11 protein-coding genes and 1 pseudogene are annotated in these 14,124 nt (G+C 54.9%); 5 read left to right on the top strand and 7 right to left on the bottom strand.

Features of this window, described 5'->3' with window-relative positions; genetic code table 11:
- Window positions 1–66 precede the first annotated feature (66 nt).
- Together MRBBS_RS01385 and MRBBS_RS01380 are read right to left on the bottom strand one after the other, a co-directional pair.
- Window positions 67–981, bottom strand: coding sequence for an AEC family transporter (locus MRBBS_RS01385; RefSeq protein WP_014869624.1), 915 nt, complete (start codon window positions 979–981; stop codon window positions 67–69).
- 155 nt (window positions 982–1,136) lie between these two features.
- The gene (locus tag MRBBS_RS01380) at window positions 1,137–1,919 is read right to left on the bottom strand and encodes a substrate-binding periplasmic protein (protein WP_014869623.1); all 783 of its coding nucleotides are present in this window, start codon (window positions 1,917–1,919) and stop codon (window positions 1,137–1,139) included.
- A 256-nt stretch (window positions 1,920–2,175) separates the two neighbouring features.
- On the opposite strand from MRBBS_RS01380, the pseudogene MRBBS_RS19295 reads away from it, so the two are divergent.
- Window positions 2,176–2,274 (top strand): annotated as a pseudogene (locus MRBBS_RS19295) (IS5/IS1182 family transposase); the annotation flags it as partial.
- Between the two features lie 603 nt (window positions 2,275–2,877).
- On the opposite strand, the gene MRBBS_RS01375 reads toward MRBBS_RS19295, so the two are convergent.
- A complete protein-coding gene (locus tag MRBBS_RS01375) occupies window positions 2,878–3,366 on the bottom strand; it encodes an Lrp/AsnC ligand binding domain-containing protein (protein ID WP_014869621.1) in 489 nt (162 codons plus the stop codon).
- 187 nt (window positions 3,367–3,553) lie between these two features.
- Here MRBBS_RS01375 and ald point away from each other — a divergent pair, with 187 nt between their 5' ends.
- Window positions 3,554–4,678 (top strand): alanine dehydrogenase, encoded by a 1,125-nt coding sequence (ald, locus tag MRBBS_RS01370; protein WP_014869620.1) that lies wholly within the window; start codon window positions 3,554–3,556, stop codon window positions 4,676–4,678.
- 122 nt (window positions 4,679–4,800) lie between these two features.
- Here the strand turns inward: ald and secD are convergent, their stop codons facing one another.
- Together secD and MRBBS_RS01360 are read right to left on the bottom strand one after the other, a co-directional pair.
- Window positions 4,801–7,335 carry a protein translocase subunit SecD gene (gene secD, locus MRBBS_RS01365; RefSeq protein WP_014869619.1) on the bottom strand — a complete coding sequence of 845 codons (2,535 nt, stop codon included), beginning with the start codon at window positions 7,333–7,335 and terminating at the stop codon, window positions 4,801–4,803.
- Window positions 7,336–7,434: 99 nt separating this feature from the next.
- Window positions 7,435–7,800: a hypothetical protein gene (locus MRBBS_RS01360; RefSeq protein ID WP_041635015.1), complete on the bottom strand. Its 366-nt coding sequence runs from the start codon at window positions 7,798–7,800 to the stop codon at window positions 7,435–7,437.
- Window positions 7,801–7,973: 173 nt separating this feature from the next.
- On the opposite strand from MRBBS_RS01360, the gene MRBBS_RS01355 reads away from it, so the two are divergent.
- The 3 genes from MRBBS_RS01355 to nfsA all read left to right on the top strand — a co-directional run bounded on the left by MRBBS_RS01355 (window position 7,974) and on the right by nfsA (window position 10,774).
- Window positions 7,974–8,786 carry a TlpA disulfide reductase family protein gene (locus MRBBS_RS01355; RefSeq protein ID WP_014869617.1) on the top strand — a complete coding sequence of 271 codons (813 nt, stop codon included), beginning with the start codon at window positions 7,974–7,976 and terminating at the stop codon, window positions 8,784–8,786.
- A 40-nt stretch (window positions 8,787–8,826) separates the two neighbouring features.
- Window positions 8,827–9,654, top strand: a complete 828-nt coding sequence (dsbG, locus tag MRBBS_RS01350) for a thiol:disulfide interchange protein DsbG (protein WP_014869616.1) — start codon at window positions 8,827–8,829, stop codon at window positions 9,652–9,654.
- A gap of 334 nt (window positions 9,655–9,988) precedes the next feature.
- Window positions 9,989–10,774, top strand: coding sequence for an oxygen-insensitive NADPH nitroreductase (gene nfsA, locus MRBBS_RS01345; RefSeq protein ID WP_014869614.1), 786 nt, complete (start codon window positions 9,989–9,991; stop codon window positions 10,772–10,774).
- Window positions 10,775–10,894: 120 nt separating this feature from the next.
- Here the strand turns inward: nfsA and ovoA are convergent, their stop codons facing one another.
- The gene (ovoA, locus tag MRBBS_RS01340; protein WP_014869613.1) at window positions 10,895–13,075 is read right to left on the bottom strand and encodes a 5-histidylcysteine sulfoxide synthase; all 2,181 of its coding nucleotides are present in this window, start codon (window positions 13,073–13,075) and stop codon (window positions 10,895–10,897) included.
- 426 nt (window positions 13,076–13,501) lie between these two features.
- Window positions 13,502–14,050, bottom strand: a complete 549-nt coding sequence (locus tag MRBBS_RS01335) for a glutathione peroxidase (protein ID WP_014869611.1) — start codon at window positions 14,048–14,050, stop codon at window positions 13,502–13,504.
- Between the last annotated feature and the right edge of the window lie 74 nt (window positions 14,051–14,124).

Raw genomic sequence — 14,124 nt, 5'->3', positions numbered from 1 at the left:
TTATTAAAACGCAAAAAACGCACCGATATTAGCCATCATCGTCAGCGTCAAGTAAACCACTCCATCCTACCAGAGGAAATTAAGAACCAGCGGGATAGACAACACGGCCAACAGGGTTTGCCCGCTAATGATACCCGCCATCAGCGGTGCATCGCCGCCTAGCTGACGCGCAAGAATATAAGCCGAGGTGGCTGTTGGCAAAGCCGCCAGCAGAATCATGACCTGCACCAGCAAGAGCTCGAAGCCTAAAAAATAGCCGATGCCGGCAGCAATCATAGGCATCACCAGCAGCTTAAGAATTGACGACATCACAAACGGCATCGAAGCGCCGCGTAACACGTTCAGTTGCAGGCCAGCACCCACCGTCATCAAGCCCATAGGTAAAGCCAGGCTGCTCAGTGGCCCCAGAGTGCCGGCCAACAGCGGGTGAAAGCCCAGCTCGAAGTAACTCCAGGCAATACCCAGCAGCGATCCGACAATCAATGGATTGGTAATGATCATCCGTAGCACCGGCAGAAGCTGTATCCGCTGGCCCGCAGTCGTCAGCGAAAACATAACGATGCACAGCAGATTCAGCATGGGCACCATAATAGCCACGACGATGGCTGTCAGCGCCAGGCCCTCATCGCCCAGCAGCATTCCCCCCGCCGCCAGTGCGACGTAGGAATTGAAGCGGGTGGCGCCTTGAAAAACCGACGAAAACACCGGGCCACTCCAGCGCCAGAAGCGCTGGATAATGGCCAGTATCAGAGTCATGGATACCAGCGTTGCACCAACCAGTACGGCAACATCGGCGTAAACCGACGGCGCCACATGCGCCTGCCCCAACTTGTACACGAGCATGGCGGGAAACAGAACGTAATAGGTAAAGCGTTCTGCCTGGGGCCAGAACTCAGGCCCGGGAAAATTCCAGCGGCGGAAAAGGTGCCCGAGGGTGATTAGCAGAACAACCGGCACCAATGCATTGAAAAAAACGTTCATTGCCCAGCCCTGTGAAGAAAAAAACTAATACAAAGCTTGCTATAGTTTTCCAGGCAGAACAACCAGTGCTTCGGTTATCGTAAATAGGATTGTTGTCGCAACGCGCATATAGCAAAGGATAGCCGCAGGTAAAGCTTAGCCGGGTATCCTGCCGTTTACTGGTAACGCTGTACAATACGCTCCAGTTCACCCGCGGCGCGGGCTTCGTCCAGCGCTTGCTGCAGGTCTGCCACAATGGCCGGGTCGGTTTCATTGCTGAACGCCAGGTACATGGGTGTTTCACGGAACGTAAGAACCGGCTTCAAGCCGCTAACGCCAAATTCTTTCTTGGCCACCAGTGGGCCCACCAAGCCGTCCGTTACCCAAAGGTCGGCCTGGCCCAGCACCAAGCGGCGGGTATTAACCTCACCCGAGGCTGCCATAATCACGTTAAAGCCTTTGGCGGTTAAATAATCCGACATCACATCCCCTTTGTAACCGGCAATCTGCAGGTCTTTGGCGTCGTTCAGCGAATTCAAAGTAATGTCAGAATCCGGAGCCGCGAACAAGGTCCACTGAATGGAAGCCAGCGGGCCCACCCACTGGAACTGACTGGCGCGCTCTTCGGTTTTGGCAGTACAAAATAACGCGTGATTTTTTCGGCCCTGAACCCAGTTGTACGCGTAACTCCAGGCCCGCATTTTCATCATGTAATCATAATCAACCCGAGCCAGTGCAGCTTTAACCATGTCCGTGCAAATACCGGTGATGTCTTCTTCATTATGGGCAACCGCTTTGCCAGAAAAGGTGTCGTTATAAGGCGGGTATTTTTCAGTAAAAATGTACAGTTTCTCTGCACCTACAGCTGTCGCCGTCGCGCTGAATAACAGCAGCGACAATAAGCCGTAGCTAATTCCTTTCACAGCACGAGCGGTCAGAGAATTCATGGCGGTCGGCATTCAACATGTCCTTATCACTGGTTTTGGCGCACAAAATGCACCTTAAGTACGTTGGAATTGGACACCGTAACCACTGCTGATTGCAACCCAATCCGCCCAAACTTCTGACTCCGATCAAAGAAACGCCAAGCTAAAATCTATAGTTCTAGCTTAAGCACCCGTTAAGGCCGAGTTCGCCGTGCATACAGTAAGGCTGGCACTGTCATGTATCTGTCAAAGCGGCCAGTTTTAAACGCTGCAAAGTCACAGCATTCATCAGCATTATCGGGCAGCCGCCACCCGATATGACAAACTGACTCGTCATTATGAGAGCACCGTGTCATTGGCTTGCGCATTTCTCTGGCTGCCAATGTGAATTGTCAACGGCCCCTAGCAGAGTGTTGAGACGACGTTATACCGCTGGAAACCGAACGGGTGATCAGCAAGCAATACGCCAGTGCGTTTTGGCACGATTCCCTTTACTACCGGTCTCATGGTCGCAACCGCCCTGGCTATCCTGTTCTCTTACGTCGCAGGTATTCGCTCGGTCATGTGGACCGACTCCATCATGCTGACCCTGGCGTCCATGCTTGTCCCGGGACGTCTATGCAAACGTCAAGCCTGACACCAGCGAAAAGAGCCAGCTTACTATCGGTAAGATCGTCCACCCGATCATCGCAATATTGGCGTACGGCTTTGCCCAGCTTGAACTTAACCCATCGCGGTATTGTCCGTTGCAGCCTTTTCGGGACTGGCAATCATGGTTCCGGCGATCATTGGCGCCTTCTACTGGCGTCGCGATACTGCAGCTGGCGTGCTCGTCAGCGTGATCGGTGCCGAAGTGACGGGTGTTGTTGGACACAGTTATCCAGCAGGCACCGCCACTAAATCAGGTACTCCCTTGGCCCGAGGAGCGGCGGAGCTGGCGATCAGAATGGGAGTGACGCGATTGGTGCAAGTACTCTGCTTGACCGGCCCTTTAACTGACCACTCGGTCGGTCAAGGATTTGATGTCCAGCTCCTGACCTTCTTTACAGGTTTCCATAACGATATAGCTGCGTGAGTCCTTAACGCCGGGCAACGCCAGTATCGTCTCACCAAGCAAGGTCCGGTATTGTTCAATATCGGCGACGCGGGCTTTGATGAGGTAGTCAAAGTTGCCGGAAACTAGATGGCACTCCTGAATTTCCGGCACGCGGATGGCGGCCTGTTTGAACTGGGCAAACACGTCGGGGCCGGTTCGGGTCAGACTGACCTCAACAAAGACCACAAGCCCCATTCCCAATCTTCCTGCGTGCAGAGTGGCTCGGTAGTGCTTGATATAGCCATCCCTTTCGAGCTTGCGAACTCTTTCAAGACAAGGGGTTGGGCTCAGATTTACTCGATTGGACAACTCATGGTTGGTCACTCGGGCATTGGTCTGCAGTTCGTCTAAAATGGCCAAATCGATGCGATCGAGTTTTCTCATGTCACCTTACCTTTCGCTTAGACATAGTTTCAAAACAGTTAATCGTGCTGTTTGGCGTGAAAATAAAGATGAATCTATCGGTTTCTGGAGAATAATGAGCATTTAATTTTGCAGCGTCTATATACACTTATACTCTTGCTATGGCTCATGGGTCATCGGTAAACGTGGCCTGAACAGGAGAGTGAATATGATTATTGGTATACCAAAGGAAATTAAGAACAATGAATTCCGCGTTGGTTTAGGGCCCGAAGCTGTCCAGGAGTTAGTTGCCCACGGTCATCAGGTAGTGGTTCAGGCCAGTGCCGGTGCGGGCATTGACTTTACGGATGAGCAATACCTGGCTGCCGGTGCAAGTCTTGTGGCTTCTGCGGAGGAAGTGTTTAAGCAGGCTGAACTGATCGTAAAAGTAAAAGAACCCCAAGCCAGCGAGCGAGCTTTGCTTCGCCCTCACCATACGTTGTTTACCTACCTGCACCTTGCCCCAGATGTTGCGCAAACCAAAGAGCTGTTGCAAAGCGGAGCCACCTGCATTGCGTATGAGACCGTGACCGACGGAAAAGGCGGTTTGCCGTTGCTGGCCCCCATGTCGGAAGTTGCCGGGCGTATGAGCATCCAAGCCGGGGCTCGGTGTCTGGAAAAATCTCAGAATGGTCGAGGTATGTTGTTGGGTGGCGTGCCCGGAGTGCAGGCGGCGATGGTGGCGATCATTGGTGGTGGCGTGGTGGGCTTCGCTGCGACGCAGATGGCAGTGGGCATGGGCGCTCGCGTAGTGGTGCTGGATAAGTCCATGGAGGTGCTAAGACGCTTTGATGCGATTTTTGGAAACCGGGTTCAGACCTTATTTTCCTGTGCCAAGACAATTGAGGAAACGGTACTGCAAGCGGATGTTGTCATTGGTGGTGTGCTGATTCCGGGGGCGGCGGCGCCTAAGCTGGTGACTCGTGAGCTGATCTCGAGAATGAAGCCAGGTTCCGTGGTCGTGGATGTTGCCATTGACCAGGGCGGCTGTTTTGAAACATCAAAACCTACCACTCATGCCGATCCGACCTATGTGGTGGACGGTGTGGTGCATTACTGCGTTGCCAATATGCCCGGAGCCGTTGCCCGAACATCTACTTATGCCCTTAACAATGCGACGCTGCCTTATGTGTTGCAGATCGCCGATAAAGGCCCGCGCAAGGCCCTGGAAGACAATGAACACCTTCTGAATGGGCTAAACGTAGTGAAGGGCCAGCTTACCTGTCCATCTGTAGGCGTTGCGCAAGGCATCGAGTCCATAAGTCTGACACATGGACTGACGTTGATCGATTGAGCTAGCGCGCTCGTCAAGTAGTGTGACGCACCCGCACCGAGTTCGCTTTCGAGCGGTGGGGGCGCTGCTTGATTTGATAACAGCGCCCACGGGGTTTGCCTCAGTCTGGAATTCCCGTCTTATTAAGGAATTAACGCCAGCTCGGCATCACGCTCCTCGCGGCTAGGGCGAAGTTGCGGCAGGCCTTTTTGTTGACGGCGCAAGCCCAACCAGTACAGCAGAGGCGCCGCAATGAAGATCGATGAGCTAGTACCCACTACAATGCCGAACAGCATCGGCAGGGCAAAACTGGACACCGCGCTGCCGCCTGCAATGCCCATGGGCAGCAGGGCCAGCAGGGTGGTGACCGAGGTAAACACGGTGCGGGTCAAGGTAGACGATATGCTTTCGTTCAGCAGTTGCAGCATGGGTTTGCCTGGGGTGAGCCGCAGATTTTCCCGAACCCGGTCGAACACCACCACTTTGTCGTTTACCGAATAGCCAATCAGCGCCAGCAAAGCCGCAACCGCCGTTAAGTTAAACTCAAGACCGGTAAGCGCAAAAAAGCCGATGGTTTTTGTCAGGTCCAGCGCAATGGTCAAGGTTGCGGCGGCTGCAAAATGGGATTCAAAGCGAATCCACAAGTAGGCCAACATGCCGGCACCCGCCAGCAGAATCGCCAGAATCGTAGCATCGGAGAAACCGCCGCTGACTTTAGGCCCGACCATGTCTACTTTTGGGAATTCGGCCGTTGGCGAAAGAGCGCGCACCGCGGTTTTCAGCGAATCCACTACGCCGTCGGCCTTACTATCTGAATCACTCGCTGAATGGTTCAGCACGGGCAAGCGCACCAGATACTGGCCTGCATCCGCCGGGCCAGACTCCTGAATCGACGCACCGCCCAAGCCTGCGCTGGCCAGAGCCTGGCGCAGCTGCTCTACGCTGGTGTTTTCGGCTCGCACTTCCACCAGGGTGCCCCCGGTAAAGTCCACGCCGTATTGCAGTCCCGGGCCAAAAAACAGCACGATAGAGCCAATCGACAGCAAGGCCGATAACGCCAAACCGATGAAACGGCCGCGCAGAAAATCGACACCGCGCGCGGCCAATCGGTCCAGCGTTTCTATGCCGTGAATGGCCAGAGGCTGACGGCCCATGGCCCGCACCCGCCATTCCATCAACAAGCGGGTGACCGCAATGGCCGTGAACATCGACGTCAACAAACCAATGCCAATGGTGACGGCAAAACCGCGTACCGGGCCGCTGCCGAACATGAACAATAAGCTGATAGCAATCAGCGTGGTCATGTTGGAGTCCAGAATAGTGCTGTAAGCGCGACTAAAACCCTGGCGCACCGCCATAGGGGCAGAAAGGCCGTTACGGGTTTCCTCGCGGATGCGCTCGTTAATCAGAATGTTGGCGTCTACCGCCATACCAATGGTTAGGATAATACCGGCAATGCCGGGCAGAGTCAGCGTGGCGCCAAGCACGCTCAGCACACCGAATACCAGGCCGACGTTCACCGCCAGGCCCACACAGGCAATCGCGCCCCAGCGGCCGTAAAGGCCCAGCATAAAGGCGAATACCAAAGCCGCGCCCAGCAATCCGGTACTTAACCCCATGGCAATGGCATCGCTGCCCAAGTCTGGCCCAACAGTCCGTTCTTCCAGCACGTTTAACGGCACTGGCAAGGCGCCACCGCGCAGTAACAGGGCCAGGTTGCTGGCTTCGGCGCTGGTAAAACCACCACTGATTTCACCGCTGCCGCCGGCAATGGCACTGCGAATCACCGGCGCAGTGATTACTTTACCATCCAGCACCACCGCCAGCGGCCGGCCGATGTTAGAGCGGGTCATCTCGCCAAACTGGCGCGCGCCATCGCTGTCGAGCTTGAAGTTCACCACCGGTTGCCCGTTGTCAGAGTTAAAGCCTAGCTGGGCATCGCTGATGTGCTGGCCTTCCATAGCCACCCGCCGCTCCAGACTGTAGCGCTCGCCTTCCACGCTACCCGGCAGATTCATTAGCGCTTCGTTATTGCTATTGGCGACCCAGTGAAAGGTCATTTTTGCGGTAGTACCGAGCAGTTTGCGAATACTGCTGGGGTCGGCCACGCCGGGCATCTGGACTAGAATGCCATCGTTTCCCTGGCGGGTGATGCTGGGTTCTACCAAACCGCTTTCGTCCAATCGCTGGCGTACCACTTCCAGACTGCGCTCGAGCGCATCATTGGTTAACGCAGTAATGCGGCTGTCACTCAACGTCAACGTCAACTGACCGCCCTCTATCACAACGTCGAAGCGTCGGGTGCCGTCGCTGTTGTCGCGAGCTAGAGCGCGGGCCACGGTGGCAGCCGCTTGCAGCTGCTCCGGCTTCTTCGCCATAACCACTACCGCGCCACTTTCCGCTTTTGGCCTGACACCGGTTACCCCTGCGGCTACCAGCTTCGGCCCAAGTTCCTCTGCAATGGTGCGGGTTTCGGCATCAAACAGCTCGGCGGTGTCGGCCGCCAGCAACAGATGCGAGCCACCTTGCAAATCAAGGCCTAACGATATTGTGGTACTGGTGTACCAGGCGGGAAGTTTAGCAACGGCTTGCGCTGGCAACAGATTTGGCAGCGCAGCTAACAGGCCCAACAGTATAACCAAGCCGTAGACCAGAGCTCGGGCTTTCATAGATTTCATGGCACATCCTCACAGACGACGCCTGCCGGCAGCTTTAGCAACGGCAGGCAAGCGTAATAACGGGAATTTCGGGCAGTGCGAAAAACAGTCGTTATGGCGTTAAGTCAAAGGAGGAGCCCGCAGAATAGGCCAAAAATTGGGAGGATGACGAACGACATGCCCGGCAACAGGGCAGAAAACCGCCTCTTGGCTGCCGGACTGCGGCAATAATAGAGATACCCATGCAGAAGGCGATGGCGAGTTGTCGCCGCGGTCTGGCGCTGTCGCCACAAACCGCAAGCGACTGCCCTGATCGCTGGCCACCAGAGCCTGAACAGTGTGCTTGGTATAACCGAGGTCAGAGTTTGCAGCCGGGGCAGAAAAACCATTCAACAACAACCCGAGAGCCAACACCGCCAGCAGCAATGACAACCGATAACCGAAGCGCGCGGCTGGCAGAAAAGTTTGGCAATGGCGTGGGTGCATGGGGGTATCTCGCTGGTTCGGAAACTAATATGGGGCCGGCGCTGTGAATCGTCAACTCAGTGTTTCCACTATTGTAATAGGGTTTTAATGAAAGGCAGCGGTACACAACGGGGAACTCCCGGCATTGTTGCGAGTCACACCGCGCCAACAGCTGTCATTTTTAAGGAGTGAGGATGCTTTCCGTAAATCTGGGGCCACTTAACTTGCCAGTGGGCCATCTGCTGCTGATATTCGCCTTCATAGTGGCGCTGATAACCGGTGCTATAGCCGGGCGTAAAGAAGGTGTCCCCATCGCTGGCACCCTGGCGGATATTTTTCTGGTGGCGCTGCTGGCAGCGCGCATTGGCTTTGTTGCGTTTTACTTTGAATATTACCGCGATGACCTGCTGGGCATTATTGATATTCGTGATGGCGGTTTCAGTGTGCTGGCCGGTATTGCCGGAGCGTTGGTGTTTATCGCCTGGCGCATGCGCCGGCACGCACGAATACGCCGCCCACTGGCCATTGCCATGACAGCGGGCCTGATCAGTTGGGGCGCAATTGCCGGGCTAATCGCCCTGATGGAGCAACAAACCTCCAGCTTGCCCCAAGCCAGCCTCGCCACTCTTGATGGCAAGCCTGTACAGTTATCTGAACTGGCTCCGGGCACACCCATGGTGGTGAATCTGTGGGCCACCTGGTGCCCACCCTGCATTCGGGAAATGCCGGTATTGGAGCAGGCGCAGAAAGATAATCCCGGTGTGGCCTTTGTTTTTGTCAATCAGGGTGAACAACCGGAAACGATTCGCCGTTTTATGCAAGAGCAGGGCCTAAGCTTGACGAACCTGATGACCGATTTCGGCGGCAGCCTGGGCCGTAATACCGGCAGCCACGGCCTACCTACTACCCTGTTTTATAACGCTGAAGGCCGACAAGTGGATGCTCATATAGGCGAGCTGTCTAATGCCACCCTAACCAGCAATCTGGAAAAGCTTGAGGTTCCCTGAGCCGTAATCAACGTATCTGACCCTATAGGAGAAAATTGTTATGGCTTCACCCGCCACCTTTACAGCCAGCGCACTTGCAATCCATAAACCAGGCCGCTGGCAGCCATTGCTAATGGCGGCTTTGGCCGCAGCCACTCTGAGCGCCAGTGGCATCGCCTTCGCCCAGGAAAGCTACCCGCCTGCGGTGCAACTGTTGATTGACCGCGGCGTATCCATTGCTGACAGTTTCGAAGCGCCCGGCGGCCTGACCGGCTACGCCGGCGATATGCAAGGTCGGCCAGTCGCGTTTTACCTGACGCCTGACGGCAATCATATTATTGTGGGCCCGATGCTGAATGCCAATGGTGACAACCTCACCGAACCAAAAATACAGGAACTGGTACAGGGCCCGCTGAACCAGAAAGCCTGGGCACAAATGGAAGACAGCGCCTGGATACTGGATGGCAGCGCCGATGCGCCGGTCATTGTGTATACCTTTACCGATCCCAACTGCCCCTACTGCCACCGTTTCCGCCAAGCCGCAGAGCCCTGGATTGACGCCGGCAAAGTGCAGCTGCGCCACGTGATGGTGGGCATACTGCGCGAGGACAGCCTGTCTAAAGCCGCCACCATTCTGGGCGCAGACGACCCCCAGGCTGCCCTGCGTAACAACCAGCAAAGTTACAACAACGGCGGCATAGAGGTGGACCGCGAGCTGGTCAGTGCCAACAACAAACGCATCACCGCCAACAACCGTTTGATGGGCGAACTGGGGCTTAACGCTACCCCCAGCACCTATTACAAAGATGAAAATGGCCAAATCCAAATGCAACAAGGCTTACCGCTCCCAGAAGACATGCCAACAGTGATGGGGAGTGCCCAGCCCTAACGGTTTTGCCATAGTATTTTATCGTCAGTGATCCGTACGTTGATACGGCTCGTTGTTTGACCTTGATCCGCAAGCAATCTAGGTTTGATAGATAGGTTCAAAGTGTTTCAGTCCAACGGGCTGATTGACCCTTCTGCCACTGACCTGCTGGTGGAGCTTGAAAAATGGGCCAACGGCCTGAAATCCATGCGGTAACAGCACAACACGCCCGGACCCAATGACACCGTTAACCGGCCGTAGTAAACTGGCCAAAATCCGGAATTTATAAACACCGCCGTATCCTGCTCCGCTATACAAAAGGATACGGTGGTGTTTTTTTAGCTTACGAGGCTCTATGACTTCTATTGCACCCGTCCCTTCAGAATCCGCATCAGCATCGTCCGTCAACCCGGTGCTTGACCTGCTTAGCCGCCACCGTTCCATTCGCAAGTTTACTGACCAGAAAATTCCGGCCGAGCTGCTGTCTAATCTGCTGCACGCCGGCCAATGCGCCGCTACCTCCAGCCACGTGCAGGCTTACACGCTGATTCACGTAGTTGACACCGCAAAGCGTGAGCGTTTGGTCGAGCTAACCGGTGGACAAGGTTACGTGGCTTCCGCCTCGGATTTTTTCGTGTTCTGCGCCGATATGAAGCGCCCGACCGAAGCTGCCGCAAGAGCTGGCGCCGAAATAATTACCGGCACCACCGAGCAGTTGCTGGTGGCCAGCATAGACGCAGCAATGATGGCGCAGAACCTTGTGGTGGCAGCAGAATCTGAAGGGCTGGGCATTTGCTACATCGGTGGTATCCGTAATGACCCGGCTGCTGTTAGCGACCTGCTGAACCTGCCCGATCAGGTGTATCCGGTATTCGGCCTGTGTCTGGGCTATCCGGACCAAGATCCCCAGGTGAAGCCACGCCTGCCACTTAGCGTCATCGTGAAAACGGACAGTTACAACAGCGAACAGGACAACGCGCTGATTGATGGCTTTGACGCCACTATGGAAACCTATTACAGCGAGCGCCTCGGCGGTAATAAGTCCAGCAACTGGTCGAAGCAGCTTAAACCCCTGTTCACCAGCAAGCTGCGCCTGCATCTGAAGGAGTTTCTGGAAAAGCGCGGCTTGGGCCGGCAATAGGCGGCACTTCGAAATGGTAGTAAATCGGGGACAGATTTAAAATCTGTCCCCTTTGAATATATAGGCGTGGCATTCAGGGACAGATCTGAAATCTGTCCCTGGCTCCTGATGTGATGCGTATCAGGGCGTGACCTTCTCCCACACTGTTAGCTCTGACAGGCTGTGCTGAAATTTATTGCGGGTTTCACGAATCACGAACGGCAGGCTGCGCGGCGCGCTCATCAAGCGGAAGTGCGGCGCTAGCAAGTCTTTTAGACCGTCCAGAGTGCTGTAATTTTCACCGTCTTTCTTGTACCCACCAACCCATTTTTCCCGCGGAGTGTATTCCTCCAACCAGGTATAAGGTGAGGCAATCACCAGCACGCCATTGTCGTTCAGACGCTCGTGAATGCGAGTCAGAAACTGCGCCGGATCGTATAGGCGGTCAATCAGGTTGCCAGCCACAATCAGGTCATAGTTATTGAACAACGGCTTTAGGTTACAAGCGTCGCCCTGATGGAACGCTACACGCCCGGCGGACTCGGTCAAGCCTAATTCCTCTAGTGTGCGCTCGTGGTAGCTCACCAGATCGCCCTCTTCGGGAAGGGCGTAGCGAATCACTTTCTGTTCTGCCATCTCTACCCCTTTCTGGATGAAATTGGCTGAAAAGTCGATGCCATCCACATGCTCGAAGCGGGTAGCCAGTTCAAAACTGGTTCGACCACAAGCGCAACCAATATCCAGGGCGCGGCCGTAGCTTACGCCACTTTGGTCAGCCGTAGAGCGCTCGTCGAGGGCGGCAATGCCCGCCATCGCCAATTCTTTAGGGAAGTTGGCTTCGCCGTGCCAGTTTTCACCGAAATTAAATTCCGAGTACTGGGCAAGGATTACATCGTTTTCGTAATATGCGCTGGGGTGCTTCAATTCGGCCTCCGAGGCCACATAGCGGAATCCCGCATGCTGGAAGAAATGACGGCGGAACGCATAGCGGGCACTGAGCCGCGCCTCGTTACCGCAAGAAATCCACGACCCACCTTTAATCAGGTTGTGGCGATTATCAAATGTAGGTGTGGTGAAATCATCGTACAACGGATGCACCTCAAACCCGGCAAATGGGTACATCGGCGTTTCAGTCCACTGCCACACGTTACCAACAACATCAAACCACTGGCCATGGCGGAAGCGGGTAACCGAGCATGCAGACGCGCCATGATCCAGGTGCAAGTTGGCGGCAGCAGGCTCGGCGCCTACTTCCGCTACCTGAGCCACTTCGGCCAGGCGGTGCCATTCGTCTTCGGTGGGCAGTCGCACAGGACGGCCACTATCCACCGCTTTCCATTCGCAGAAGGCTTTGGCTTCGTGGTAATTCACCTCCGCTGGCCAATCCCAGCGCATTTCCACTTCTTCGGTCATCAATCGCAAAAACCATTGATTATGCCACACCCAGAAAGTGGGGTGACTGACTTTGACAAATGCTCTCCAGCCTAGGCCCTCTTCGCTCCAGTAGGCATCTTGGCTGTAGCCACCGGCTTCAACAAATTCTAAAAATTCTTGATTGCTCACCAAATATTTTGATGCGTCGAACATGTCTACATTGGCTTCATGGCTGCCATATTCGTTGTCCCAACCGTAATATTCACCACCAACCGGCAGGCCCAGAGACACATCGCCCGCCGCCACCGGCAGCAGTTCGTTCTGCGGTGCTTGCCCGCTCTGGGTATTGGGCGCCCACTCTGGCTGCGGCTGCACGTACTCCAGCTTTTGCTGACGGATCAGCACCGATGAAGTTTCCAGATGAATGCGCTCGTGATCAATACCCATCAAAATCGGCCAGAACGGGCTCTTCCAGCTCACCGGCAACTGCAAAGGCAAGGTGCGAATAAGATCCACCATCATGGCCCGGACTTTTTGGCGATAGGCCATAACCGCCGACACTTTGGGCCAGGCGTAGTTGCCTTCGTTCAGATCGTCCCAGCTCATTTCATCCACGCCCACCGCAAAGGTCGACTCCATCAAAGGATCAATACGCTCGGGCAGAATCTTTGCCAGCACCAACTTATTAACAAAAAAGGTGGCGGTATGGCCCAAATAAAACATCAGCGGGTGGCGCAGAGGTATCGACTTCTTAAAATAGGCGTCGTCACCGGCCAATGTTGTAAACAGGGATTCGTAGGTGTCAAAAGTGTCGCAAAAACAACGCTCGATTTCCTCGCGCTTCTGCTGTATGTCGCCTTCGGCCAGATTGACCGTGCGGCTAAACGGCTTAGCCGGCTTTATGGTAGGGTTCGGCGCGGCAGCCAACTCAGCGGTTTTTTCAATCACAGTTCTCTCCTGATTCCTTTCTATTTCTGATTATCTAAACGGCATGGGTACAACCACCGAACCGCCCGGGGGCAAGTGTTGATATGGGGGGGATGTACGCTGATGCTGGGCAAACAGCTTCATTCGCCCTGGATTTTTTGCCCCTGAGCCGGATGCCAAGATCCCGATAACAGATTCAGGCCAAGCACGAGTTATATAAGTAACTGGAGGTGAGGGAAAGATATTTCAACACCGGCGTCGTCCAGCGCCTGTTTCACTCGTTCAAGCAATTCGGCAATGATGCACGGCGGCACATCCAGACTGTCTGGGTAATCCACATCTGGATTTTAAGATTGACCGACGACGCACTGAGGCTGTCCACCATGGCCCCGGGGCGCCTGGGCGCCAAAATAACGACCGCCTTCCGTGGATTATGCCCCCTCAGACTTACAGTACCGATTCCACGGCCTGCGTTACCTGTTTGTCGCCAGGGCGGACGCTGCTGGGGAAAGACTCCACCACCTCGCCGAGATCGTTCAACAGGTATTTCGTGAAATTCCACCGCGGCGCCTGGCTCTGTTGATTAATGTGGGCGAACACCGGCGTTGCGCCCGCACCGGTAACCGGTCCGGGGGCGATCATGGTGAAGGTAACGCCGAAATTTTTGAAACAGATGGTGGCCGCTTCCTCTTCGGTGTCCGCCTCCTGACGGAAGTCGTTACTGGCAAAACCAACCACCACTAGGCCTTCTTTACCGTAGCGCTGATGCAGCTGTTCAAGGCCTTTGAACTGGTTAGTAAAACCGCAAAAACTGGCGGTATTCACTACCAACATTGGTTTTCCAGCGGCCAGTTCGCACAGATTGACGCTTTCGCTAGAGTGAAGTTTCGGCAGGTCGTGATCCAAAAACGCCGGGCAACGCGCTGTTTCGTCTGCCACAACCGGCCCAACTCCCCACAGCAAAACCAGTGCAACGCTGATTGGCCATCTGAACATAATGTGTCTCCTGTTATTCTCAATAATAATAGATAAAGTTACGCCGCGATGGCCGCAACGGTTTGCTGCGCCGC

The organism is Marinobacter sp. BSs20148 (genome assembly GCF_000283275.1).
Classification (GTDB): domain Bacteria; phylum Pseudomonadota; class Gammaproteobacteria; order Pseudomonadales; family Oleiphilaceae; genus Marinobacter; species Marinobacter psychrophilus.
This window is presented reverse-complemented; position numbering and strand designations above follow the sequence as displayed.